This window comes from Streptomyces sp. AMJ-169 (assembly GCF_055597585.1).
The window spans coordinates 758,501-782,961 of sequence record NZ_JBVLTJ010000002.1 but is presented as its reverse complement, the minus strand read 5'-3'; the positions used below and the strand labels follow the sequence as shown (position 1 = coordinate 782,961).

Annotated in this window: 22 protein-coding genes, 1 tRNA gene and 1 pseudogene; 13 read left to right on the top strand and 11 right to left on the bottom strand. The window is 72.3% G+C overall.

The annotated features are described in order from the left end of the window. Positions 1–82: 82 nt before the first annotated feature. The 4 genes from ACYUD3_RS07990 to ACYUD3_RS07975 all read right to left on the bottom strand — a co-directional run bounded on the left by ACYUD3_RS07990 (position 83) and on the right by ACYUD3_RS07975 (position 3,262). Positions 83–1,225: a lipid-transfer protein gene (locus ACYUD3_RS07990; protein WP_470965853.1), complete on the bottom strand. Its 1,143-nt coding sequence runs from the start codon at positions 1,223–1,225 to the stop codon at positions 83–85. Further along, positions 1,222–1,686 carry a MaoC family dehydratase gene (locus ACYUD3_RS07985; protein ID WP_470965850.1) on the bottom strand — a complete coding sequence of 155 codons (465 nt, stop codon included), beginning with the start codon at positions 1,684–1,686 and terminating at the stop codon, positions 1,222–1,224. The genes ACYUD3_RS07990 and ACYUD3_RS07985 overlap by 4 nt, the downstream gene beginning before the upstream one ends. Before the next feature lie 10 nt (positions 1,687–1,696). Further along, positions 1,697–2,740, bottom strand: a complete 1,044-nt coding sequence (locus ACYUD3_RS07980) for a bifunctional MaoC family dehydratase N-terminal/OB-fold nucleic acid binding domain-containing protein (RefSeq protein WP_470965848.1) — start codon at positions 2,738–2,740, stop codon at positions 1,697–1,699. Positions 2,741–2,944: 204 nt separating this feature from the next. Further along, positions 2,945–3,262, bottom strand: a complete 318-nt coding sequence (locus tag ACYUD3_RS07975; protein WP_470965845.1) for a hypothetical protein — start codon at positions 3,260–3,262, stop codon at positions 2,945–2,947. A gap of 371 nt (positions 3,263–3,633) precedes the next feature. Between ACYUD3_RS07975 and ACYUD3_RS07970 the strand changes: the two genes are divergently transcribed. Beyond that, complete coding sequence (locus ACYUD3_RS07970) at positions 3,634–4,635, top strand: bifunctional DNA primase/polymerase (RefSeq protein WP_470965843.1); 1,002 nt, start codon at positions 3,634–3,636, stop codon at positions 4,633–4,635. A gap of 198 nt (positions 4,636–4,833) precedes the next feature. Next, positions 4,834–5,259: a hypothetical protein gene (locus ACYUD3_RS07965; RefSeq protein WP_470965841.1), complete on the top strand. Its 426-nt coding sequence runs from the start codon at positions 4,834–4,836 to the stop codon at positions 5,257–5,259. Between the two features lie 271 nt (positions 5,260–5,530). Here ACYUD3_RS07965 and ACYUD3_RS07960 read toward each other — a convergent pair. Together ACYUD3_RS07960 and ACYUD3_RS07955 are read right to left on the bottom strand one after the other, a co-directional pair. Continuing rightward, a tRNA-Ser gene (locus ACYUD3_RS07960) sits at positions 5,531–5,617 on the bottom strand. Between the two features lie 60 nt (positions 5,618–5,677). Further along, complete coding sequence (locus ACYUD3_RS07955; protein ID WP_470965838.1) at positions 5,678–7,243, bottom strand: S1C family serine protease; 1,566 nt, start codon at positions 7,241–7,243, stop codon at positions 5,678–5,680. Positions 7,244–7,492: 249 nt separating this feature from the next. Here ACYUD3_RS07955 and ACYUD3_RS07950 point away from each other — a divergent pair, with 249 nt between their 5' ends. The 3 genes and pseudogenes from ACYUD3_RS07950 (at position 7,493) to ACYUD3_RS07940 (ending at position 10,196) form a co-directional block, all read left to right on the top strand. Beyond that, complete coding sequence (locus ACYUD3_RS07950; RefSeq protein WP_470965836.1) at positions 7,493–8,344, top strand: glycerophosphodiester phosphodiesterase; 852 nt, start codon at positions 7,493–7,495, stop codon at positions 8,342–8,344. A 90-nt stretch (positions 8,345–8,434) separates the two neighbouring features. Continuing rightward, positions 8,435–9,075: pseudogene (locus tag ACYUD3_RS07945) on the top strand (ATP-binding protein). A 155-nt stretch (positions 9,076–9,230) separates the two neighbouring features. Beyond that, complete coding sequence (locus ACYUD3_RS07940) at positions 9,231–10,196, top strand: DUF5926 family protein (RefSeq protein ID WP_470965833.1); 966 nt, start codon at positions 9,231–9,233, stop codon at positions 10,194–10,196. A 389-nt stretch (positions 10,197–10,585) separates the two neighbouring features. On the opposite strand, the gene ACYUD3_RS07935 is transcribed toward ACYUD3_RS07940, so the two are convergent. Together ACYUD3_RS07935 and ACYUD3_RS07930 are read right to left on the bottom strand one after the other, a co-directional pair. Continuing rightward, a complete protein-coding gene (locus tag ACYUD3_RS07935; protein WP_470965830.1) occupies positions 10,586–11,137 on the bottom strand; it encodes a hypothetical protein in 552 nt (183 codons plus the stop codon). A 55-nt stretch (positions 11,138–11,192) separates the two neighbouring features. Then, positions 11,193–11,849, bottom strand: coding sequence for a bifunctional DNA primase/polymerase (locus ACYUD3_RS07930; RefSeq protein ID WP_470965828.1), 657 nt, complete (start codon positions 11,847–11,849; stop codon positions 11,193–11,195). Between the two features lie 524 nt (positions 11,850–12,373). On the opposite strand from ACYUD3_RS07930, the gene ACYUD3_RS07925 reads away from it, so the two are divergent. Continuing rightward, a complete protein-coding gene (locus ACYUD3_RS07925; protein ID WP_470965825.1) occupies positions 12,374–13,813 on the top strand; it encodes a PP2C family protein-serine/threonine phosphatase in 1,440 nt (479 codons plus the stop codon). 139 nt (positions 13,814–13,952) lie between these two features. Next, a complete protein-coding gene (locus tag ACYUD3_RS07920; RefSeq protein ID WP_470965822.1) occupies positions 13,953–15,452 on the top strand; it encodes an aminopeptidase P family protein in 1,500 nt (499 codons plus the stop codon). A 219-nt stretch (positions 15,453–15,671) separates the two neighbouring features. Here ACYUD3_RS07920 and ACYUD3_RS07915 read toward each other — a convergent pair whose 3' ends face one another. The 3 genes from ACYUD3_RS07915 to ACYUD3_RS07905 all read right to left on the bottom strand — a co-directional run bounded on the left by ACYUD3_RS07915 (position 15,672) and on the right by ACYUD3_RS07905 (position 17,999). Beyond that, on the bottom strand, positions 15,672–16,469 hold the full coding sequence (locus tag ACYUD3_RS07915; RefSeq protein WP_470965819.1) for a triphosphoribosyl-dephospho-CoA synthase: 798 nt from the start codon (positions 16,467–16,469) through the stop codon (positions 15,672–15,674). Between the two features lie 8 nt (positions 16,470–16,477). Continuing rightward, positions 16,478–17,404 carry an intradiol ring-cleavage dioxygenase gene (locus ACYUD3_RS07910; RefSeq protein WP_470965816.1) on the bottom strand — a complete coding sequence of 309 codons (927 nt, stop codon included), beginning with the start codon at positions 17,402–17,404 and terminating at the stop codon, positions 16,478–16,480. A gap of 115 nt (positions 17,405–17,519) precedes the next feature. Further along, positions 17,520–17,999, bottom strand: coding sequence for an ATP-binding protein (locus ACYUD3_RS07905; protein ID WP_470965814.1), 480 nt, complete (start codon positions 17,997–17,999; stop codon positions 17,520–17,522). Positions 18,000–18,239: 240 nt separating this feature from the next. On the opposite strand from ACYUD3_RS07905, the gene ACYUD3_RS07900 reads away from it, so the two are divergent. From ACYUD3_RS07900 to efeB, 6 genes are all read left to right on the top strand, one after another. After that, on the top strand, positions 18,240–19,121 hold the full coding sequence (locus ACYUD3_RS07900) for a hypothetical protein (protein WP_470965811.1): 882 nt from the start codon (positions 18,240–18,242) through the stop codon (positions 19,119–19,121). A 114-nt stretch (positions 19,122–19,235) separates the two neighbouring features. Continuing rightward, positions 19,236–19,979 carry a YcnI family copper-binding membrane protein gene (locus tag ACYUD3_RS07895; RefSeq protein ID WP_470965808.1) on the top strand — a complete coding sequence of 248 codons (744 nt, stop codon included), beginning with the start codon at positions 19,236–19,238 and terminating at the stop codon, positions 19,977–19,979. A gap of 68 nt (positions 19,980–20,047) precedes the next feature. Continuing rightward, the gene (locus ACYUD3_RS07890) at positions 20,048–20,740 is read left to right on the top strand and encodes an SCO family protein (protein ID WP_470965806.1); all 693 of its coding nucleotides are present in this window, start codon (positions 20,048–20,050) and stop codon (positions 20,738–20,740) included. Next, positions 20,737–21,174 carry a copper chaperone PCu(A)C gene (locus ACYUD3_RS07885; RefSeq protein WP_470965803.1) on the top strand — a complete coding sequence of 146 codons (438 nt, stop codon included), beginning with the start codon at positions 20,737–20,739 and terminating at the stop codon, positions 21,172–21,174. The genes ACYUD3_RS07890 and ACYUD3_RS07885 overlap by 4 nt, the downstream gene beginning before the upstream one ends. Before the next feature lie 14 nt (positions 21,175–21,188). After that, a complete protein-coding gene (locus tag ACYUD3_RS07880; protein WP_470965800.1) occupies positions 21,189–23,120 on the top strand; it encodes a copper resistance CopC/CopD family protein in 1,932 nt (643 codons plus the stop codon). A 2-nt stretch (positions 23,121–23,122) separates the two neighbouring features. Next, on the top strand, positions 23,123–24,397 hold the full coding sequence (efeB, locus tag ACYUD3_RS07875) for an iron uptake transporter deferrochelatase/peroxidase subunit (RefSeq protein ID WP_470965797.1): 1,275 nt from the start codon (positions 23,123–23,125) through the stop codon (positions 24,395–24,397). Positions 24,398–24,461: the final 64 nt, after the last annotated feature.

The following is a 24,461-nucleotide window of genomic DNA, read 5'->3' as shown; positions in this document are numbered from 1 at the left end:
TCAGGTTGTAGGGGTGGGGCCCGCTCCACCTCCTGAAGGTGGAGCGGGAGGGTACGCCTACTACGGGATGACCCCTGGGGGATCATCTGTCCGCCGTAAGGATCAGGCCAGACGTCGGTACCCCGGTACCGGCCGTCACGAGCACCGCCTCGGCCCCCCGCACCTGGTTCACCGCCGCCCCCCGCACCTGCCGCACCCCCTCCGCGATCCCGTTCATCCCATGCAGATACGCCTCCCCCAGCTGCCCGCCGTGCGTGTTCAACGGCAACTCGTTCGCTACGACGAAATCGGCGCCCTCCCCCGGCCCGCAGAACCCGAACTCCTCCAGCTGCATCAGCACGAACGGCGTGAAGTGGTCGTAGAGGATGCCTACGTCGATGTCGGCCGGCGTCAGCCCCGAGATGCGCCAGAGCCGGCGGGCCACCACGCCCGACTCCGGGAGCCTCGCGAGGTCGGGGCCGTAGAAGCTGGTCATCTGCTCGCGGTCCCGGCCCGCGCCCTGGGCCGCCGCCGCGATCACCGCCGGCGGACGGGGGAGGTCCCGGGCCCGCTCGACGCTCGTCACGACCAGCGCCTGGCCGCCGTCGGTCTCCTGGCAGCAGTCCAGCAGCCGCAGCGGTTCGACGATCCAGCGGGAGGCCGCGTGGTCGGCGAGGGAGATCGGGCGGCCGTGGAAGTGGGCGGCCGGGTTCGTCGCGGCGTACGCGCGGCCCGCGACGGCGACGGGTCCGAAGACCTCCGGGGTCAGGCCGTGGATGTGCAGATACCGCCGCGCCGCCATCGCCACCCACGAGGCGGGCGTCAGCAGCCCGAACGGCAGCGTCCAGCCGAGCGCCACCCCCTCCGCCGACGGCTCCCGCCGGGTCACACCCGCGCCGAATCTGCGGCCCGAGCGTTCGTTGAACGCCCGATAGCAAACGACGACTTCGGCGAGGCCGGCGGCGACGGCGAGCGCCGCTTGCAGGACCGTCGCGCAGGCCGCGCCGCCGCCGTAGTGGACCCGCGAGAAGAACGAGAGCTCGCCGATTCCGCAGGCCTGGGCGACGCTGATCTCCGGGCTGGTGTCCATCGTGAACGTGACCATGCCGTCCACGTCGGCGGGGGTGAGGCCCGCGTCCGCGAGGGCGGTGCGGACGGCTTCTGCGGCGAGGGCGAGTTCGGTGCGGCCGGAGTTCTTGGAGAAGTCGGTGGCACCTATGCCGGTTATCGCGGCGCGGGCGATCATCGACTGTCCAACTCGCCTTGTTTCACGTGAAACAGGGGGGTTTCACGTGAAACATCGGCTGCGGGGAGGGTGAGGGTCACTGTGCCGGTCACATGGCGGCCGTGTTCGTTGTCGCCGGTGACCTTGACCGTGATCGTCCCGCCCTCCGCGATGCGCTCTACGCGGCCCCTCAACTTCATCGTGTCCCCGGGGTAGTTGGGGGTGCCCAGGCGGATGGCGACGCTGCGGAGGGTTGCCGTCGGGCCGAAGTGGTCGGTTATGTAGCGGCCCACCAAGCCGTTGGTCGTGAGGATGTTCATGAAGATGTCGGGGGAGCCCTTCGCTCTCGCGGCCGCCTGGTCGTGGTGGACGTCCTGGTAGTCCCGGGAGGCGATCGCGCCGGCGATGATCAGGGTGCGGGTGATCTCGATGTCCAGCGGCGGGAGTTGCTCGCCTTCGCCTGTCTCCGGGCCTTCGCTCATCTCCGGTCCCTCACGCATCGGCGTCCCCCTCCGCCCCTTCCGCCCGGAACACCGGCAGCGTCAACCCCTCGTCGTACGCCCGGAATTCGAGGCGGACCGGCATGCCGACGCGGACCTTGTCGTACGGGACTCCGATGACGTTGCTCACCAGGCGTACCCCTTCGGTGAGTTCGACCAGGGCGACGGCGTACGGGGGATCGAAGGCCGGGAACGGGGGGTGGTGCATGACGACGTAGGAGTAGACCTCGCCCGCGCCGCCCGCCTCCCGGGTGTCCCAGTCGGGGGAGCCGCAGGCCGCGCAGCCGGGGTGCCAGGGGAGGCGGAGGGTGTCGCAGGCGGTGCAGTGCTGGATGAGGAGGCGGTGGGCGCGGATGCCGTCCCAGAAGGGGGAGTTGTCGCGGTTGACGACGGGGCGGGGGCGGGGTTCAGGGGGCGCGGATTGCGTGGGGCCCGGCTCGGCGAGGGCGCGCTTCTCGGTGGGTTTCTCGGTCGGTTTCTCCACGGAGGCGTACTTCTCGGCGGGGGCGTACTTGAGGATGCGGAAGCGGTGGGTGCCGGCTCGGGTGCCGTCGGCGGTGCTGACGGTCGTACGGGTGGTGATGAACCAACCCCGGCCCAGTTTGGTGGACTTGGGGCCCGTGACGGATTCGATGACCGTGTCGTAGGTGATCTCGTCGCCGGGGCGCAGGGGGCGGTCGTACTGCTGCTCGCAGTCGGTGGCTACGACGGCTGTGCAGCCGGCCGCGTCGAGGAGGGCGAGGAGGTCCGTGTAGGCCTCGGTGCGTGGGGCGTCTCCCGGGAGGCCGGCCATCGTCCAGGCCTGGAGCATGGTGGGCGGGGCGATGGAGGTCGGGCCGGTGTACGCGGGGTTGGTGTCGTCCAGGGCCTCGCACCAGTGGCGGATCATGGGGGTGTTGACGGGGTCCTTGCCGGGGGCGGCGCGGACGGCGGGGAGGCCTTCGTACGCGGCGAGTTGAGCTGCGGGCGGGTCCTCGTGCGGGGCTTCGTGCGGCGCGCGTCGGGTGTCCCGGGCGGGCCGGTCGGTCGTAGGCATCTGTCGCACCTCTCCCCATCTCCCTTCCCCCGGAAGATTTCTGACTGTCCGTCAGACGGTGAGCGGTGTCAAGGCACGCGGAAACGCCTGAGCGGCGGTGCCCGACGCACCGCCGCCCAGACGCGTTACCACCCCAGAGAGCACACCCAGCGCGTTGACGCGGGGGGCCGGTGCCGGTCGCGCCGGCTCCCCCGGGTCAGTGGGTCACTTCCACCACAGCGGGGCGAAGGTGACCTGGACGTTGTGGTTGCCCTGGTTGATGGACGTGAACGCGGACCCGTTCACCTGGGCGGTGTTGCTCTGGTTGCTGGCCCCGGAGCCCACCGCGTTCTGCTGGGTGGTGGCCGAGTTGCCGTTGTTGTCGTGCCCGACACCGCTGCCGATGATGCTGGCGACGCCCGCGTTCGATCCGTCGTCCGCGAAGCCGCCGTTGTCCGCCGCCGCGACGCCGGTGAAGAGCGCGGCGGCGAGCGGGAGGGCGGAAGCGGCGGCGACGATGCGGGCGGTACGGATGCTTGCCATGTTGTTCCTCCAGAGAACAAGAGACGCGACCGGCTCATGGCCGGGAATTGCATGAACTACGGCTTGTACCGGGCCAGTTGGCCGACCGTCCCGGCGGTTGTGACGACGTCGCGAGATCAGAGTTGCCCATCGGGTCCCCGGCGGAACACCCCCTAAGGCGTGATTAGCACGCAAGCGTGATGACCAGTAGATAAACCACTTTCACCACCTTTCCTCGCGCACAGCCGCGCTCCGGGCGGGTCACGCGGCTCGTGCGCGGGGCGCCCCAAGGGGGGAAGCGTTACTTCACGCCGTTTTGTTCAGGACCGTTTCCGGACCGACGACCCCTGCGCCCCCTCCCATTTTTCGAACTCCTGTGCGAAACTGGAGGCATGGCCACCACCGACCGGCATCATCGGCAGGCCACCGCACTGGCCCTCGCCCACGCCCTCTCGGCCGCCGAACGCGGCCTCTCCGTCCTCCCCCTGTCCCGCACGAAACTCCCGGCCCTGCGCTCCCCCCACCGCCTCGACCCACCCGGCACCCCCCTCTGCCACGGGGAGTGCGGACGCCCCGGACACGGCGTGTACGACGCCTCCAGCGATCCCGCGCGCGTCCGCGCCCTCTTCGCCGCGGCCCCCTGGGCGACCGGCTACGGCATCGCCTGCGGGCTCGCGCCGCACCACCTCATAGGCGTCGACCTCGACACCAAGGGGGACACCGACTCCTCCGGGGCGCTGCGGGAGCTGGGGCTGCGGCATCTGTTCACGATCCCGCCGACGGTCGTCGTCCGTACGCCCTCCGGGGGGCGGCATCTGTGGCTCACCGGGCCGGCGGAGGTCGTCGTGCCGAATTCGGCGGGGCGGCTGGCGCCGGGGATCGACATCCGGGGGGCGGGCGGGTATCTGGTGGGGCCCGGGTCGCGGACCGAGCACGGGGTGTACAGCGTGGCGCCGGGGACCTCGCATCTGACGCCGGCGGCTTGTCCTTGGGGGTTGCTGCGGTTGTTGGTGACGCCGGGGGCGGCTTCGGGGGCTGGGGGGAGTGGTCTGGGGGCTTCCTCGGGGGCTGGGGGGAGTGGTCCGGGGGCTGCTTCTGGGGCTGGGGCCGGGGTGGGGGCGCGCGGGGCGGGCTCCGGGTACGGGCACTCGCAGCGGCAGGAGTCAGGGCAGGGGCGGGGGCAGGGGCAGGGGCTGGTGCAGTTCGTGCTCGCGGCGCATGAGGGGCAGCGGAACACGCGGCTGTTCTGGGCGGCTTGCCGGGCTTATGAGAACGGGCTGGGGGCGGAGGTGGTGGGGGCGCTGGTCGCGGCGGCGGTGCGGACGGGGCTGGCGGAGCGGGAGGCCCGGTCGACGGTGGCTTCCGCCGCGCGGCTCAGTCAGGGGAGGCGATAGCGGGAGGTCTTTCAGGGGGAGCCGGAGATTACCGGTGAGTTAGCCCGCGGAGGCTCGTACGCATACCGCTCGGTCGGTGGCTTCGGGTGGGCTGACCGGTCAACTCCGTTTGTGTGGAGGGGCGTAGACGACAAGAACGGGTGTCTTCCTAGGAAAAACTGGGTACTTGGGCGCGAGACGCACCTAAGGTTGCCCTTCATGTCCCTGTCCCGAGTCGTTCTCCTGTCCGGCCGTTCGATCGAACTCTCCGACGTGCGGCTCTTCTCGACGTACGGCGATCTCGTCGAGGGCGAGTCGTATCCCTGCGCCCGCGTCAACGACATGAAGATCAACGCGTTGTTGCGCGGGGCCGAGCGGGATCATCCGGGCACCCCGGTCCATCTCGTGGACCCGCCCCGCGAGTACCCGGACGTCGAGAAGGGTCCCCACGGCCCGGTCGAGATCCTCCCCGACGTCGCCTGCGTAGGCTCCTTCCACTCCACCCCGGCCGACCCCGCCCTCACCCGCTCCTCCCTGACGGTGATCTGGTTCCAGCCGGCCCCGAGGGTCCCTTCGGGGACGGACGCGGATTCGCGGCTGCGAGCACTGGAGTGGGAGGAACTGGCTCGGGATCGGCATCTTTGAGGGGGTTGTGGTGGGGAGGGCTGTGGCTGCGGGGGGGGGAGGAGCGCACGGGGCAAGGGGCGCCGGGGAACCGGGGGGGGGAGACCCGTACGCGCCGGTGTACGACCGCTCTGGAGCCCCAACACACGCCGCTCGGCCGCAGGTTGGCCACAGACGCTGGCCCGCACCGACCCGCACCCCATCCACCCCGCCGCCTCGACGCCCCGAACGCCGAAGGGGTGCCCCCCTTGAGGAGCACCCCTTCTGACCAGCCACTACGCCGATCCGCCTGCGGTGGGTGTGGGATTTGAACCCACGGTGACATCGCTGCCACGACGGTTTTCAAGACCGTTCCCTTAGGCCGCTCGGGCAACCCACCCCGCCCCGTCCACCCATTGATGGACGACGCGGGGACAAGAGTAACGGGTCAGGAAGCCGCTCAGCTGTCCCCCACCCGAGACCCCAGGGTCAGTTCCACCGTGCTGGTCTTGCCGTCGCGGACGTACGTGAGGGTGATCTTGTCGCCGGGCTTGTGGGTCCAGATCTCGCCGATCAGGGTGGGGCCGGAGTCGATGACGGTGTCGTCGAGCTTCGTGATGACGTCGCCGGGCTTCAGGCCCGCCTTCGCCGCCGGGCCGCCGGCCTCGACCGAGGAGGCCCCGTTCGTGCCCGAGTCCGTGATCTTCGCGCCGCCCGCGGAGTCCTCGAGCGAGACCGAGGCGCCGATCTTCGCGTACACCGGCTTGCCGGTCTGGATCAGCTGCTGGGCGACGTACTTCGCCTGGTTGATCGGGATCGCGAAACCGAGGCCGATGGAGCCGGACTGGGTGCCGCCGAGGCCGCTGCTGCCGGTGGACTGGATCGCCGAGTTGATGCCGATCACATTGCCCTGCGCGTCGAGCAGCGGGCCGCCGGAGTTGCCGGGGTTGATCGAGGCGTCCGTCTGGAGGGCGCTCATGTACGAGTTGCTGCTGCCGCTGCCGTCGGAGGAGGCGACCGGGCGGTTCTTGGCGCTGATGATGCCGGTCGTGACGGTGTTGGACAGGCCGAAGGGGGCGCCGATCGCGATCGTGGCGTCGCCCACCGCGATCTTGTCGGAGTCGCCGAGCGTCAGCGGCTTCAGGTCCGAGGGCGCGTTCTTGAGCTTGATGACGGCGACGTCGTAGCCCTGCGCGCGGCCCACGATCTCGGCGTCGTACTTCTTGCCGTTCGGGAAGGTCGCCGTCAGCTTGCCGCCGCCGACCGCCTCCGCGACGACGTGGTTGTTGGTGACGATGTGGCCCTGGGTGTCGAAGACGAAACCCGTGCCCGTGCCGCCCTCGCCGCTGCTCGACTCGGCCTGGATGGTGACCGTGCTGGGCAGGGCCGAGGCGGCGACGCCCGCGACCGTACCGGCGTCCCGCTTGACCGAACCGCCGCTCTGGGAGGCGGAGACGGTCGTCGAGCCGTTGCTGTCGTCGTTCTTCGCCAGCGTGTAGCCGAGCCCGCCGCCGAGCCCGCCCGCGACCAGCGCCGCGATCAGCACCCCCGCCATCAGCCCGCCCCGCCCGGAGCACCGCTTGGGCTCGGGCGCGTACGCCGCCCCCCACACACCGGTGGCTCCCGCCCCGGCGTCCGCGTACGACGGGGTCACCGGAGGCGGCGGCCAGCCACCCTCGGCCCCGCCCGCAGCCCCCGCAGGCGCGCCGTACCCCCCGTACGGCTGCTGCTGCGGAGCCGGCGGCGGCCAGGACGCGTCAGGGGCGCTCGACGACACCCCCACGCTCGATGACACCCCCGCGCTCGACGACATCCCCGCGCCCGGCGCGGGAGCGCTCACGCTCGCCTCGGGGGCGCCCGGCGAGGGCTGCGCGCCCCCCACACCCTCCGCCGCCGCGGGCGCCTCCGCGGGCACCTTCGGCAGCTGAGCCGTCGGCTCCGCGGCGGACGGCACAGGAGAGTCCACCGGCGCGGGAGGGCCGGCCGGGGCCGGGGGTACGGCGTTGCCCTCGTTCTCGGTGCTCACAGCTCTTCTCCTCGGTCCACGCCTGTTGTCGTCGGTCGCACTGGGTCACGCTTGCCGCGGGCCCGGGGCGCGCTTCAGCTGTGCAGGTGCTTTGTACGCCTCAAGCTTTTCCCACGGGCCGTCAGAGCACCATAAGCGGTGCCTGTGGGTCGGCGGCCACCGCTTATGCGGGATATGGCGGATAATACGGATACCTCCCGTGAACATCTCAGGGGGTTCTCACCCGGGCCGCAGTGGCACCATGACGCGGTGACCCACGCACGGCAGCAGCACCGGCAGCAGCACCCCCAGGTCGTCGCCCACCGAGGCGCCTCCGAAGAAGCCCCCGAGCACACCCTGGCCGCCTACCGGAAGGCCATCGAGCACGGCGCGGACGCCCTCGAATGCGACGTACGGCTGACCGCCGACGGGCATCTCGTCTGTGTCCATGACCGGCGCGTCAACCGTACGTCCAACGGACGCGGCGCCGTCTCCGCGCTGGAGCTCGCCGAGCTGAACACCCTGGACTTCGGCTCCTGGAAGACCCGGCGGGCCGCCCGCGCGCGCGTGGGCGACGAGGAAGAGCCCGACTGGGAGTCCGAGGTCCCCGGGGACACCTCGGTGCTGACCCTGGAGCGGCTCCTGGAGCTCGTCGCGGACGCCGGGCGGCGCGTGGAGCTCGCCATCGAGACGAAGCACCCCACCCGTTGGGCCGGACAGGTGGAGGAGCGGCTGCTGGTGCTGCTGAAGCGGTTCGGGCTCGACGCCCCCGCCCCCGCCGACGCCGCCGAGTCGCCCGTACGCGTCATGAGCTTCTCCGCGCGGTCGCTGCACCGCGTCCGCGCGGCCTCGCCGACACTGCCGACCGTCTACCTCATGCAGTTCGTCTCGCCCCGGCTGCGCGACGGGCGGCTGCCGGCCGGGGTCGGGATCGCCGGGCCCTCCATCCGGATCGTGCGCAACCACCCCGCCTATGTGGAGCGGCTCCAGAAGGCCGGGCACAAGGTGCACGTGTGGACGGTCAACGAACCCTCCGACGTCGAACTGTGCGTGAACCTCGGGATCGACGCGATCATCACCAACCGGCCCGGGGCGGTGCTCGAACAGCTCGGGCGGGCCTGAGGACGACCAGGCAAAGGGACCTCAAAAACACCGTCCGTAACGTCTCCAGGGAGTGCACCGGCGCGTTCATCCCGTGTTCAGGTGGGACGAGTGCGTCGGCGGCCGCGGATCGGCCGGTTTCCGGTACAGGCCAGGGGGGCATCCACTCCGTGGCGTGGGCGAAGGAGGTCTCGGGGGTGGCGTTGGTGGTCGCACAGGAGGTGCCCACGTCGGCGAGCATGGCCGTGGCCCATGGTCTGTCGGGCGTGGGCGAGGCGAGACACCGGATGCGGGATCAGCTGCGCGGCGGCGGGGTGGCGGAACCGGTCATCGACGACGCCGTGCTGATCCTCTCCGAACTGCTCAGCAACGCCTGCAAGCACGGGCGTCCGCTGGGCGACCGGCCGGCCGGGGAGGGCGACGTACGGGCCGCCTGGCGGGTCGAGCCGCGCGGGCGGCTGGTCGTGGAGGTCACCGACGGGGGCGGGCCGACCCGTCCGGCGCCGGCGACACCCTCCGTGACCGCGCACGGCGGCCGGGGCCTGAACATCATCACCGCGCTCGCCGACGACTGGGGGGTCCGCGACGACGCCCACGGCGAGGTGACCGTGTGGGTGGTCGTCCACGAGGACGTCCACGACCCCGACGCCCGCTGCCGCCGCGAGGACTTCGCCAGGGTCGCGGCGCCGTCGGTCTCGACGCTGTCGGAGCTGGGCTTCGAAGACGCGTACGAGGACTCTTTCGGGGAATGACGCCCCCCTGAGGTGAAGCCCGTACGGCCCTGTCCCCCTCAAGGGGTCCGGAGTTTTCCACAGGCGGGCGCCCGTCCACAGGCTGTCTGCCCCCGCCTCCCGAGCGGCTAGGCTCCCGCCAGAACCAGACGAGCCGGTACCCGGGAGACACCCTGATGGCCAAGAAGCGACCCCAGACGAAGGCACAGAGGCCGCCGCTGACGGACGGGGAGGTGCCGGTCGTCGGGGCTCGGGAGGCCTGCCCGTGCGGCAGCGGGCGGCGGTACAAGGCCTGTCACGGGCGGGGCGCCGCCCAGTCGGCCGTCGAGCTCGTGCAGCGGCCCTTCGAGGGGCTGCCCGGCGAGTGCGACTGGGTCGCGCTGCGCGAACTCGTGCCCGCCGCCACCGCGGCGCTCACCCTCAAGAACGGGCTCCCCGACGGGGTGCCGTCCGTCACGCTCGCCACCGTCCTGCCCATGGCCTGGCCCGCGCTGCGCCGTGACGACGGCTCGGTGCTGCTGGCGTTGCAGAACGACACGGCGTCCGGGGACATCAGCCGGGATCTGGCCGACGTGCTCCAGCGGGCGCTGACCGCCGAGCCGGGCACCCCGGTGATGGGGCGCAGGGCGCCGGTCGACGGGCCGCGCCTCCAGGATCTGCTCGATCCCGAAGGCGTGTTCGAGCCAGTTGTGCACACCGGCTTCGACTTCTGGGTGCCGGACGCGGGCAACGCGAGCGCGGAGGTGGGCGCGTCCCTGGAGCGGGCCAACGAGGCGGCGATCCCGACCGTGAAGCTCGCCGGGGTGGACAGCGCGTACTGGTGCTCGACCCCGGAGAAGAACCACCTGCGGTGGGTCATGCCGCACCCGGAGGAGCGGCTTCTGGACGCCCTCGCGCGGCTGCACGCGGCCGGCACCTCGGGCCTCGGCGAGGGCACCCGCCTGGTCGGCTCCTTCCGGGCGCACGGCCTCGTCGCCCCGGTGTGGGACCTGCCCGTCGAGACGACCGCCGACGACGTGGAGAAGCCGGCCGCCGAGTTCGCCGAGCGCCTCGCCGCCGCCCTGGCCACCGAGACCCCGCTCACCGCCGACGAACGCCGCGCGCGCGGCGGCCTCACCAACCGGCAGGTCACGCTCAACTGAGGTGCGGGGACGGGGGGCCGAGGTGACCACCCGTCAGCTCCGAACCCCCCGCCCCGACAGGTGACTCCGCTCACAACTCCCGCCCGCCACAAGGCTGGTGAGCGGTTGAAACCCCCGCTCAGGGGTTGTCCGGAAAGCCGATGAAAACGCGAGATCGAATTTGCTTGGAGCCGATCTCTTGTTACCGTCTCAGTAGCCCGGTTGCTGGTGCATCCCCCGTCGCCAGCAACCGGGTCTTCTCATGCCCGGCCCGAGGCCCGCGCGGAGCCCGATCCCGAGGCCCGGCCGCATCCCAGCCGCCGCCGGCCGCCGCCTCTTCCGGGAACCCTTTGCGGAAGCACCGCGTCCACCCACGCGAAAACCCGCCCAGCCCCCGCCCAACTCCCCGCCTAAACCCCCGAGTTGCTCCCCGCCCGCAGCAACAACGCCCCCTCCCCGCCACCCCGCGCGAACTCCGCCACCGCCGTATAGGCATCCAGCTCCCCCCGCGTCCGCTCCCGAGGCGTCTCGCAGCTGGACGGCTCGTCCTGGACCCCGACGGCGCAGCGCAGCTGGACGGTCCGCCCCGCCGGCCCCATGAGGCTCAGCACCGCCTCCAGCGCGTCCCCGGTGGCGTTGCGGTAGTAGGTCCGCGCCCAGGTGTCCTCGCCCTGCGTCAGGACGCACGTCTGCGCCTCCACGCCCTCGGGAGCGGCGAGTTCGGGACCGCAGCGGGCGGCCGTCGCGAGCCCGAGGCCCAGCAGGCGAGGGGTTTCGGACAGAGCGCCGACGGGTTTGGGGTCGTCGTACGCGGGACGGCTCGCGGCCGGGGCGGCGGCTGCCGGGGACGGGGCGCCGGAAGGGGAACCTGCCTCGCCCACCTGGCCCGCCGACGCGAGGGTCAAGGGGAGCGCGACGGCGCACAAGGCGGTCGCGCCGAGGGCGAGGAGGCGAAGGTTCATAGCGGGAAGATAACGAGCACGCGGGCGCGTGCCGTCCCCTCCGCGCCGGGCGGCCCTACAACTCGGGGGCGCTCACACCCGTACGAGTGAGGGCGTCGACGACCGCGTCGACCACGGCCTCCACGTCGGGCACCCAGGGGGAGGCCGAGCCGGGCAGCGGGGCGCGCTCCCAGCGGACGGCGTCGTCGCCGCAGGGGAGGGCGAGGTAGCCGCCCTCGCCGTGGAAGCGCAGCGAGCCGGGGACGAAGTCCTTGGCGTACAGCAGCTCGCCGAGCTGTTCCATCGAGTAGGGGCGGACCAGGATCGCCCAGCGCTCGGCGGTCGCGACGACCGGGCCGAGGCGCATCCCGGAGCGGTCGAGCGCGGCCAGGGCCTGCGCGGCCGGGGCGGCGGGCAGGGAGACCGCGCAGGGGGCGGCGCCGCCGGTCGCGAGGACGACGGGGGCCGCCGGGCGGTTCGTCCACCACCAGCGCACCATGCGCGCGTCGGCGGTGGCCGCGAGGAGGCCGGGGTCGAAGGGGTGGGCGCCGGGGACCGTGCACTCCGGGTCCGGGCAGCTGCACCGCGACCGGCTCTCCGGGTCGGCCGCCGCGCCCGGGAGGACAGGCCACTGCCACCGGGCCGCGTAGGTCAGGGCCGCGCCGATCGCGTCAGACCCCCCGTCACCGTGCTGGGACAGGAGCCCGCGTCGCTTTCCGAGGATCTCGCGCATGAGCGCTCGTTCCTTTCCGTTGCACCGCTGGCAACACCGTGGACCACATCACACCATGTGTCGATCACATCACTGCGCGTACTTTTTGGCGCGTCACACCCCTGTGGAGAACAGGGGGAACCCCGGCGTGCTTCGTTCACGAGCATGGGCGCGGCGGGGGGTGGCGAAGTCTGGCGTTTTGCCGTCCCGCGTATTTCTCTCCGCCTCCGCCACGGGAGGATGGGGTCCGGCCGTCGCTGGCTATGACGCCCGGTTCGGTCCCCAGGTTCCGGCCGGTCCGATCGCCGGCCCTGGTTCCTACCGAGTACGTACCCAGCACGACCGTTGTGACGCTCTGTGGAGCAAGCCCAGTCGACCTCAATACCCCGTCGCCCGAGGCGGTTTTAAGCCAATTTTGCTTTTTCCGAGAACACTCACTTCACACGCATGGACACCGGGAATCCCAGCAGGACAATGCTGGACATCTCAACACGAGTGCGTGTACATGTGGAGACACTGCCGCGGCCCGGCACGAGCAGAATGACATGGGGGTTTGCGATGCTTTTGAGCAGAACGCACCGGCCCGGGGGCCGGACGCCATGAGCGCCCCTCACCCGCCGAAAGTGGCCGGAATCAATACGCCGGTCCCCTCGCCCGCACAGACTGTGGCGCCGCTCGCGGCCGCCCCGGGCAGCGTCGCCGTCCCCGCCCCCACCGGCCCCCCGGACCCCGGCGCCCTGCTCCAGGACCGGCTCGCGGGCTGGGTCTCGGACCTCACGACCCTGCACGAACTCACCGAACGCCTCTCCCGCACGGGCACCCTGGCCGAAGCCCTCGACGAGCTGCTGCGCGCCGGAGCCGCCCTGACCGGCGCCCGCCGCGGCCTCGTCGCCCTGGAGCCCGCCGGCGGCGAGAGACCGGCCCGGACCACCGGTTTCGGCCTCGACCGCGCGGACCTCGGCCACCTGGAGACCGTCCCGCGCGCGGCCCAGCCCCACGGCCGCCTCCTGGACGGCCCCGAACCCGAACTCGTCCAGGCCGACCTCCGCGCCGAGCAGGACCTCGACCCCCGCCACCGCGAGGTGGCCGCCCGCCTCGGCTACGCGGCGGGCTACGGCGTCCGCCTCGCCGCGCACGAGGGCCCGGCGCTCGGGGCCGTCGTCTGGCTGTACGACGAACCCGCCGAGCCCGACGAGCGCCGCCGCCACCTGGTGCGCCTTTACGCACGGTTCGCCGCCGAGCACCTCGCGCGCCTCCTGGAGGTCGAGGACACCCGCGCGCGGATGGCGACGATCACCGAGGAACTCCTGCCGTCGCGGCTGCCCCGGGTCCCCGGCATGCAGCTCGCCGTACGCCACCGCAGCGGGCCGCGCGGCGGCGGTGACTGGTACGACGCGCTGCCGCTGCCGGACGCGGCGCTCGGGCTCGCCGTCGGTTCGGTGACCGGGTCGGGGCCGAGCGCGGTCGCGGCGATGGGCCGGCTGCGGGCCTCCCTTCGCGCGTACGCCGTCATGGAGGGCGAGGACCCCGTCGCCGTCCTGTCCGACCTGGAGCTGCTGCTGCGGCTCACCGAACCCGCCCGCTCGGCGACCGCGCTGTTCGCGTACTGCGAGCCGGCGCTGCGCAAGCTGACCCTCGCCGGGGCCGGGCACTGTCCGCCGCTGCTGGTCGGCGAGCGGCGCACCGAGTACATCGAGACCTCCGTCTCCGCCCCGCTCGGCATGCTGGCCTGCTGGGAGGCGCCCAGCGTCGAGCTGGAGGCCGAGCCCGGAGAGACGGTTCTGCTCTACACCGACGGACTGCTGCGGCGCACCGGCGTCCCCATCGACCAGGCGTTCAGCCGGCTGCACAGCGCGGCGGCGGGGGTGCCGAAGGCGGTGCGGGGGGACGCGGGGGCGGTCGCGGACCATGTGCTGCGGGCGGTGGTGCCGGAGGGGGCGCGGGGCGCGGAGGACGTGGTGCTGCTGGCGGCGCGGTTCGAGTAGCGGGCGCCGGCCGCGGACAAAAGGCGCCGGATCGGTGTCGTAACTGGCGTACGGGCGGGGCCACTTGGGCGGCCGCTCGGCAGAAGCTTCCGCCGGGCACTTTCGCGGGCCCCCGGACGTTGCTTCATACGACCGTACGATGGACCGGTTCCGTGCCCTGAGGAGGAGGAATACCGTGGCCGAAGAACTCGATCCGGCGACCCCGGAGACGGAGTCCGAGGAGCCGGTCAAGCAGCGGAAGAACGGCCTGTACCCGGGCGTCTCCGACGAGCTGGCCGAGAGCATGAGGTCCGGCTGGGCCGACACCGAGCTGCGCGACCTCGTCCCCATCCCGCAGGCCGCCGAGACGGCCGCCCGCCGCGCCGCCCTGTCGGCCCGCTTCCCCGGCGAGCGCCTGGTGATCCCGGCCGGCCATCTCAAGGTCCGCTCGAACGACACGGAGTACCCGTTCCGCGCGTCCGTCGAGTACACGTACCTCACCGGCAACCAGACGGAGGACGGCGTCCTCGTCCTGGAGCCCGCCGCGGCCGGCGGCCACACCGCGACCCTCTACCTGCTGCCCCGCTCCGACCGTGAGAACGGCGAGTTCTGGCTCTCCGGCCAGGGCGAGCTGTGGGTGGGCCGCCGCCACTCCCTCACCGAGGCGGAGAAGCTGTACGGGGTCCCCGTCGGCGACGTCCGCAAGCTGGCCGACGCGCTGCGCGAGGCCACCGGCCCCGTCCGCGTCGTGCGCGGTCACGACGCGGGTGTCCAGGCCGCCCTCACCGACAAGGTCACCGCCGAGCGAGACGAGGAACTGCGCGTCTTCCTCTCCGAGGCCCGGCTGGTCAAGGACGAGTTCGAGATCGGCGAGCTCCAGAAGGCCGTCGACTCCACCGTCCGCGGCTTCGAGGACGTCGTCCGCGTCCTCGACAAGGCCCAGGCGACCTCCGAGCGCTACATCGAAGGCACGTTCTTCCTGCGCGCGCGGGTCGAGGGCAACGACGTCGGCTACGGCACCATCGCCGCCGCCGGCGCCCACGCGTGCACGCTGCACTGGGTGCGCAACGACGGTCCCGTGCGCGCCGGTGATCTGCTGCTCCTCGACGCCGGCGTCGAGACGCACACGTACTACACCGCCGACGTGACCCGGACGCTGCCCGTCGACGGGCGGTTCACCGAGGTGCAGCGGCGGGTGTACGACGCCGTGTACGACGCCCAGGAGGCCGGGATCGCCGCCGTGCGGCCCGGTGCGAAGTACCGGGACTTCCATGACGCGGCTCAGCGGGTGCTGACCGAGCGGCTGGTGGAGTGGGGGCTGGTCGAGGGGCCGGTGGAGCGGGTGCTGGAGCTCGGGCTTCAGCGGCGGTGGACTCTGCATGGGACCGGGCACATGCTCGGGCTCGACGTCCATGACTGTGCCGCCGCTCGGGTGGAGTCCTATGTGGACGGGACTCTTGAGGCGGGGATGGTGCTGACCGTCGAGCCCGGGTTGTACTTCCAGGCTGATGATCTGACGGTGCCTGAGGAGTATCGGGGGGTGGGGGTGCGGATCGAGGACGACATTCTCGTGACCGCTGAGGGGAACCGGAATCTGTCTTCGGGGCTGCCTCGGGAGTCGGGGGCGGTTGAGGCGTGGATGGCTTCGCTTAAGGGCTGAGTTCGTTTGCGGGTAGGTGAGTTGATGGCCGGGCTCCTGAGGGGGGTCCGGCCATCGTTGCGGGGTGCGGGTGCGTTGTGGCTGGTCGCTCCCCCAAGCTCTTCGAGCAGGGGGCACCCCCAACGCGGCGGAGCCGCAAATAGATACAGCCCCGCGCCCCTTAGTAGGCGGCTTCGCCGCCTATCCTTCGCTGCCCCTCGTTAAGAGTTGCCCCCGCTTCTAGGGCGTCAGCGGCAATCCGTCCACGAACAGCGCTCCCGCCAGCAACCCCGCGCTCCCCCTCGGGCTCCAGCCCCGCTCGCTGAGGTCCGCGCCGAATTCTCCCAGCGCCCGCCTTCCCCCCTCCGTCCCCGTCCCCCCAGCCTCCAGCACACCCCTCGCCCCCGCCTGTACATGCCGTAGCCCCAACGGGCCCGCCGTGTGCAGGAGTTCTGTGTCCTGGAGAGTTGACATCACGGTCAGGAGGGCGTCCAGGCGGGCCTCCTCCTCCGAGGCTCCCGTCGATCTCGTCGTCGACAGGACCTTCAGTGCGCGGCGGACGTGCGGGAAGCCCGCCTTCGCCTCGCCCCTCGCGCCGGCCGCGCCGTATTTCGCCGAGACGGTCGAACCCCTCGACGGGCGGCGGGGGGCCGACTTGTCGGGGTGGGCCGCTATGCGTTTCGCCGCCGCCGGGATCGACTCACCTCGTGCCGCCGGGTCCAGAGCGGCCGCCGCCACCAGCAGGCCCAGGGTCCACAGCGCGCCCCGGTGACCGCCGCCCGCCAGGCCCACGGAGTGTTCCGTGCAGCGGCCGATCGAGCCCAGCTCCGCCCGCAGGCGGAGGGTGGGTTCGCCGGTGCGGCGGGCCGCCGCCGCCATGGCCGTGAGGCCGGGGGTCAGGGCCTTCGCCGACCAGCGCAGGTCCGGGTGGGTGCGGTGGGCCGGTCCCGGCAGGCCCGGCTTGGGGGCCAAAGCCAACTGTCCGGTCAGCGCGGACACGGCGGCCCGCGCCAGCGCCTCGTCCTCACGGCTCGTCATCGTCGTGCCTACGACGCCGCTGAGGCCGAGGAGGAAGGGGCGTCGGAGGGCGGGGTGCCCGTGGGCGGGGTTCCCCCCTCGCCGCCGCCTCCGCCGCTGCCCGCCCCCGTGCTCTCCGCGTCCGAGTCGACCGCCAGGCTCAGGAAGCCCTTGTACCCCTTCGACGGGTCCTTCTTGTGGACGGGCTCCAGGGTCAGCAGGCCGCTCGCGGCGCCGCCGCCGTCGTAGACCATGTCGCTGGCGAGCTTCGTGTAGCTGCCGGAGTGCTTGGAGTAGGGCTCCAGGGTGAAGATCTGCTCGGCGGTCGTGTCGTCGAAGAAGAGCTGGCCGGTGTAGTTGACCTTGCCGCCCTCGTAGGTGCCGTCCGCCTTGGCGCCGCCGGTGTGGACGCGGACGTGGATGTGGCAGGTGCGCGGGGTGTACCAGCCGGGGAAGATCGTCTCGAACTTCACGACCCCGTTGGCGTTGGCTATCTGGTAGCCGCGCAGGTAGGTCTGGTCGTTCGCGGTCGAGCCGTCCTCGCTCTCGGCGGGGGCCGAACCGCCGGGGTTGGCGGTCGTATAACCCGAGTAGTAGCCCCAGGCGTCGCAGTGCCAGATCTCGACGGCCGCGCCCTTGACCGGGGTGCAGCCGTCGGTGGCGTCGACGACCGTGAGGCGCAGGGTGAGCGGGACGCCGCTCTTGCCCTCGGTGATGTTCTTGCGGACGAGGGCGCCGTCCAGGTAGTAGGGGCCCTCGGTGACGCTGGTCATCAGGGTCATGCAGGCGGCGGTGCTGCTCGCGGAGGCCGCGGTCGCTTCGGTGTCCGTCGTGTCGGTCGTGTCCGCGAACGCCGACTGGTAGCCCGCCAGCGCCAGGCCGCCCGCCGCGGCCGTGCCGCCGCCGACCACGAGGGCGCGGCGGCGGGTGATCTTCTGTTTGTGGTTTCCCGTCATGCAAAGGAAATTAAAAGCGCGGGCAATGAAGTGGTTGGGGCTGGGCTGGGAGCAGCCTGTGAGTGCTGTGGATGCTGAACTTCCGTCGGCGGGAGGGGAGTTCATCCTCTTGGGTTCAGACCGCCACCAGCGGCGCGTCCTCGCGCCACTTCAGGATCTTGTCGAAGCTGACGACCGCCCCGGCCCGGCCCGGCTTGTTGCCGATGTGGACGTGGTCCGCGAGCTGCTGGATGAGGTGCAGGCCCCGGCCGTGCTCGGCGTCGGGTCCGGAGAGGGCGCGCTTGACGGCTCTTTCTCTGGGCGGGTCCGGGGCGGCGAAACCGGGGCCCGAGTCGGCCACCTCGATACGGCACTTCTCGCCGTCCAGGTACGCCGTCACCCGGTAGCCGTCCGAACGCCTGGGGCCCTCCGGGTCCGCCGTCCGATCGCCGCCGTGCTCGACGGCGTTGGCGCAGGCCTCGCTGAGGGCGACCGAGAGGTCGTAACAGACGTCCGGGTCGACGCCCGCCGTCTCCATCGTGCCGAGCAGCAGCCGCCGGGCGAGCGGCACGCTCGCGGCCTCGCGCCGCAGATGCAGTGACCACCAGATGCTCATCTTCCAGCCTCCTGGCCGCGGCTCGACATACCGATACCTATTGCCGCCATGGGGGCGGTGTAAGCGTGAATTCTGCGTGATCCCGCCCATATGGTGGATGCGCGGGGGTGCGTATCGGGTGTATGTGGACCGCACCGACACCAGTCGTATCAGATGCTGATCTTCCGGCGTCTCTGGCCCCGCTCCCAGCCCCGCCCTGCCGTGGGACTCCGGTGGCGCCAGTGCGATGATGAGCCCGCCATGACTGTCCCCCACCGGCCCGCCGCACCGCGCGGCCACGGCCTGAGGCTGCTGCGGGCCGCGGTGTTCGCCGCGGTCTGTGCCGTGCTGGCCGCGGCCGGACACGCCCTGGCCTCCTGTGCGACCGTCCCCCTGTGGGCGCTCGGCGCCGGCTTCCTGGGCGCCCTGGCGGTCGCCCTCCCGCTCGCCGGACGCGAACGCTCGCTGCCGGGGATCGCCGCGCCGCTGGCCCTCGGACAGACCGCGCTGCACGCGGTGTTCGGGCTGGGCCAGCACGGCTCGGGAGCGGGCCGCGTCATGGCCGACGGCATGATCATGCCGACCGCTTCTCTCAATGGGGCTTCCCTGAACGCCCCCTCCCTCAGCGGCGCCTCGCTCCACACCGCCTCCCTCACCGACGCCGAACTCGTCGCCCACGCCGCCCGCCTGGTCTGCGGCAGCGCCGTCGCCGCCCTCAGCCCGGCGCACGCCTACCAACTCCTGGTCGACGCGCGGGTGTACGACACCGTCGCCGGCCACGCGACGACGCCCCCGGCCGCCGCCGCGGAACCCGCGGGCCTCCTCCCCTCCCTCCCCATGCTGCTCGCCCACCTCCTCGCGGCCGTCGCCGCCGGCTGGCTGCTGCGGCACGGGGACCTGGCGCTGCGCAGGCTGGCCGAACTGTCGGCGCACGGGGTCACCGAAGGGGCGCTCGTACGCTCCCTGCGCGGGGCGCTCGTCCTCGTCCGCGCGCTGCTCGCGGGGCTGCCGCACACTCCGGGCCACGGCCCGCGCGCCCCCCGCGCCGACCATCTCGCGCCCCCCGCCCTGCGGCACACGGCCCTCCAGCACACGCTCGTGCGGCGCGGGCCGCCCGCCCGCGTGTTCGCCCTCGCCGCCTGACACGACCGCGACGACTCCCCGGGACCGGACCTCTCTCCGGCCGCTCGGACCGGGAGGAGGCCGCCGTCGTGCGGCGCCCCCTCCCGTTTTCCGCCTCACTCACCGTGGAGTGCCATGAAGTCCCGCCGTCTCCTCGCCGCCTGCGTCCTCGCCGGCCCGGCCGTCCTCGCGCTGTCCTCGCCCGCCTTCGCGCACGTCTCCGTCGTCGCGGAGGGCACGGCGGCCAAGGGCGGTTACGCCGTCGTCGACTTCCGCGTCCCGAACGAGCGCGACGACGCCTCGACGACCAAGCTGGAGGTCACCTTCCCCGCCGACCACCCGCTCGCCTCCGTCATGCCCCAGCAGCTCGACGGCTGGACCGCCGCCGTCGTCAAGACGAAGCTGGCCAAGCCGCTGAGCGTGCACGGCAAGCAGATCACCGAGGCCGTCTCCAAGGTCACCTGGACCGCGACCGGCAAGGGCATCGAGCCCGGCTACATCCAGCAGTTCCCGGTGTCGGTCGGCGCGCTGCCCGAGGACGCCGACAGCCTCACCTTCAAGGCCCTCCAGACCTACTCGAACAACGAGGTCGTGCGCTGGATCGAGGTCCAGGCCGCCGGCGCCGAGGAGCCGGAGAACCCGGCCCCAGTCCTCACCCTGAGCGCCGCGTCGGGCGACTCCGCCCACGGCCACGACAGCGGTACGGGCGACACGGCCGAGGCCGCCGCCGCGAAGACCTCCACCTCTGAAGCCGCGTCCGACGGCTCCGGCACCGACACCACCGCCCGCGTCCTCGGCGTCGTAGGCATCGTCGTGGGCGCGGCCGGGGTCGCGTACGGCGTGCTCGCCGGGCGGCGCCGGACCGGTACCGAAGCCTGACCGACCCATGGGCGCGCGCCGGGGTCTCCCGGTGCGCGCCCCCCTCCGGAAATCTGGGACATTTCTCCATGCACTCCAAGCACTTCGCGCGCCCCACCCTCTCGCCGCGCAAGAAGACGTACGCCACGGCCGCCCTCCTCGCCGCCGCCCTCCTCACCCTCTCCGCGTGCGGCAGCAGCGACAGCGCCACCTCGGTCGCCTCGGTCTCCGAGGACGGCGGGAACACCGGCGGCCAGGCGGCGATCGTCCTCGACCAGCCCTTCACCAAGCCGGACCTGGTCCTCACCGACACCGCCGGCAAGAAGTACGACCTCGCGGCCGAGACCAAGGGCAGGCCGACGCTGCTGTACTTCGGCTACACGCACTGCCCCGACGTCTGCCCGCTGACCATGAACAACATCGCGGTCGCCAAGTCCAAGCTGCCCAAGGCGGAACAGGACGAGCTGCGGGTCGTCTTCGTGACGACCGACCCCGACCGCGACACCCCGGCCGCGCTGGCGTCCTGGCTCAAGGGCATCGATCCGCAGGTCGTCGGCCTCACCGGCGATTTCGCGGCCATCCAGGCCGGCGCCCGCACCCTCGGCATCACCATCGAGGCGCCGCACAAGGACAAGAACGGCAAGATGGTCTCGACCCACGGCACGCAGGTCGTCGCGTTCTCGCCGAAGACCAACGGCGGGTACGTCCTCTACACCGAGGACGCGACCGTCGACACGTACATCAAGGACCTGCCGAAGCTGATCCAGGGGGCCAAGCCGTGAAGCGGCTCGCCCCGGTCCTCGCGGGATCGCTGCTGGCGCTCACCGCCTGCGGCTCCTCCGGCTCCGCGCCCGAACTCTCCGTCGGCGCCGCCTACATGCCCCAGCCCGTCTCCGACATGGCGGCCGGCTTCCTGACCGTCAGCAACAAGGGCGCCGCGAAGGACGAGCTGAAGTCGGTCACCAGCGACCTCGGGCCGGTCTCCGTGCACGAGACCAGCGGCGGGACGATGACCGAGGCCGCCGCCCTCGTCGTACCGGCGCACGGCGAGCTGGTGCTGAGAAGCGGCGGGAGCCATCTGATGTTCGACCAGCTGACGCGCAGGCCGAGACAGGGCGAGAAAGTGACCGTCACGCTGCACTTTGCCGAATCAGGGGCCGTCCGGACCGAGATCCCGGTGGAATCGGCCACGTACGTACCGAAGACCGCGCACTGAGGGAGGGACCCGCCATGACTTCGACCGCCGCCCCCGGCGTCTTCCGGCTACGGCTGCGGACGTGGGTGCTGCTGATCCTGGCCGCGGCCGGCGCGCTGCTCGCCGGGGCCGGACCGGCGTCCGCGCACGCCGCGCTCACCGGCAGCGACCCCGCGCAGGGGGTGGTGGTCGACAAGGCGCCCACCCAGGTGACGCTCACCTTCTCCGAGAAGATCGCCACCAACGCCGACTCCGTACGCGTCCTCGACCCCAAGGGCGCCCGCGTCGACACCGGAAAGCCCGCCAACACCAGCGGCACGTCGTACGCCGTGCAGCTGCACAGCGGGCTGCCCGACGGCACGTACACGGTGACCTACCAGGTCGTCTCCGAGGACAGCCATCCCGTCGCCGGCGCCTACACCTTCTCCATCGGGGCGCCCTCGAAGACCAGCGTCCCGTCGAGCGTGCAGGCGGCCGGCGGCGGGGTCGTCGGGGTGCTGTACGACGCCGGGCGGTATCTGTCGTACGCCGGGTTCATCGTGCTGATCGGCGGGGCCGCCTTCGTGCTGGCCTGCTGGCCGCGCGGGAGTTCGGTGCGGGCGGTGCAGCGGCTCGTCGTCGGCGGCTGGCTCACGCTGACCGCCTCGACGCTCTTCCTCCTGCTGCTGCGCGGCTCCTACACGACCTCCGGGAAGGCCGCCGACGTCTTCGACCTGGAGCTGCTCGGCCAGGTCCTCCAGACCAAGGCGGGCGCCGCCCTCGTCTCCCGCCTCCTGCTCCTGGCCGCCGCCGCGCTGTTCATCGCCGTCCTCTTCGGCGCGTACGACAAACGGGACGCGGACGAGAAGAAGGACCTCACCTTCGGGCTCGCGGTCGGCGGTACGGTCGTCGCGGCCGGGCTCGCCGCCAGCTGGGCCCTCGCCGAGCACGCCTCGACCGGCGTCCAGCCGGGCATCGCGATGCCGGTCGACATCGCCCACCTCCTCGCCGTCGCCCTCTGGCTCGGCGGTCTGACGACCCTCCTGGCCGCCCTCTACCGCGCCCCCGCCGACCACCCCGTCGAGGCGTCGGCCGTACGCCGCTTCTCCCGGATCGCCTTCGGAAGCGTGCTCGTCCTGATCGCGACCGGCGTCTACCAGTCCTGGCGCCAGCTGGGCTCCTGGTCGGCGTTCACCGAGACGACGTACGGGCAGCTGCTGCTGGTGAAGATCGGCCTGGTCGCGCTGCTGGTGGGGATCGCGTCGATCTCCCGCCGGTGGACACGGCAGCTGACGGACACGACGGGTGCGGTGGCGTCCGCCGGCAAGGTCAAGGAGCCGGCCGCCGCCGCGCGCAAGGGGGCCGGGGATTCCGAGGCTTCCGGCGCCGGCAAGGGGGGCGACGGCAAGCGGGCCGCGCAGCTCGCCCGGCAGCGGGCCGCCGTGGCCACCGCCCGCCAGAAGAAGCTCCGCGACGGCGACGAACACCGCTTCGGGCTACGGCGTTCCGTGCTCGCCGAGGCCGGGGTGGCCGTCGTCCTCCTCGCCGTGACGACCGTCCTGACCTCCACCGAACCGGGCCGTACCGAACTCGACGCGAAGGCGGCGACCTCGGCGGCCGCCGGCACCGCCACCGACGGCACGGGCGGCGCGCTCCGGCTGGACATGAGCTTCGACACCGGCGGGACGAACGGCAAGGGCGTCGTCAGCGTCGACATGGACCCGGCGAGCACCGGCGCCAATGTGCTGCACGTGTACGTCACCAAGCCCAACGGCCAGCCCTACGACGTGCCCGAGCTGAAGGTCGCCTTCACGCTGGAGGCGCAGAAGATCGGGCCGCTGCCCGTCACCCCCGACCACATCACCACCGGTCACTGGGCCGCCAACGGGGTGCAGATCCCGGTGGCCGGCGAATGGAAGGTCGCCGTCACCGTCCGGACCTCCGACATCGACCAGACGACCGTCTCCAAGAACGCGCAGATCGGCTGAACATGCCTGACCAGTCCCTTTCGGAGACCCGCACACCCGACACCGAGCGGCCCGCGATGACCGGCCTCTCCCGCCGCGCGCTGCTCGGTACGACGGGTGCGACCGGGCTGGCGCTCGGCGCGGCCGGGGCCGCCGTGGGCTACACCGCGGCTCCGGCGGCGGCCACTCCGCTGACCTCGCTGGGCTCGGGCGAGGTCGCGTTTCACGTGAAACATCAGCCCGGCATCCTCCAGGGGCTCCAGGCGCGCGGCCATGTCGTCGCCTTCGATCTGGCGGCCGGGTCGGGCCGCCCCCAGGCGGTGGCCCTGATGCGCCGCTGGTCGCAGACCGCCCAGCGGCTGATGGCCGGCGAAGCGGCGCCGCACGACGACACGGACATCGCGCGGGACGCCGGCCCCTCCTCGCTGACCATCACCTTCGGGTTCGGCCACAGCTTCTTCGCCAAGACCGGTCTGGAGAAACAGCGCCCGGTCGCCCTCGACCCGCTGCCCAGCTTCTCCTCGGACCGGCTCGACAAGGCCCGCAGCGACGGCGATCTGTGGGTGCAGATCGGCGCCGACGACGCCCTCGTCGCCTTCCACGCCCTGCGCGCGATCCAGAAGGACGCGGGGAGCGCGGCGAAGGTCCGCTGGCAGATGAACGGCTTCAACCGCTCGCCGGGGGCGACGGCGCATCCGATGACGGCCCGGAATCTGATGGGCCAGCTGGACGGGACCCGCAATCCGAAGCCGGCCGAGCCGGACTTCGACCAGCGGATCTTCGTCCCCTCGGCGCCCTCGGAGGACCCCGCCTGGATGGCGGACGGCTCCTACGCGGTCGTACGCCGGATCCGGATGCTGCTCGACGACTGGGAGAGGCTGTCGGCGCATGCGCAGGAGCAGGTCATCGGGCGGCGCAAGGCCGATGGGGCGGCGCTGACCGGGGGCTCTGAGACGACGGCCATGGATCTGGAGAAGACCGACGCCAAGGGGGATCTGGTGGTGCCGCTCAACGCGCACGCGCGGATCTCGCGGCCGGATCAGAACGGGGGGGCTGCGATGCTGCGGCGGCCGTTCTCCTTCCATGACGGCATCGACGCGGACGGGGCCCCCGACGCCGGGTTGCTGTTCATCTGCTGGCAGGCGGATCCGCTGCGGGGCTTCGTGACGGTGCAGCGGAAGCTGGACCGGGGGGACGCGTTGTCGCAGTACATCCGGCACGAGTCGAGCGGGCTGTTCGCGGTGCCGGGCGGGGCGGCGGCGGGGGGGTATGTGGGGCAGGGGCTGCTGGAGGGGTGAGGATCTTTGCGGCGTGAAGGCGCTCTCGTGCGAAAGGTCACGCCGATTCACTCGGTCGGGGAGC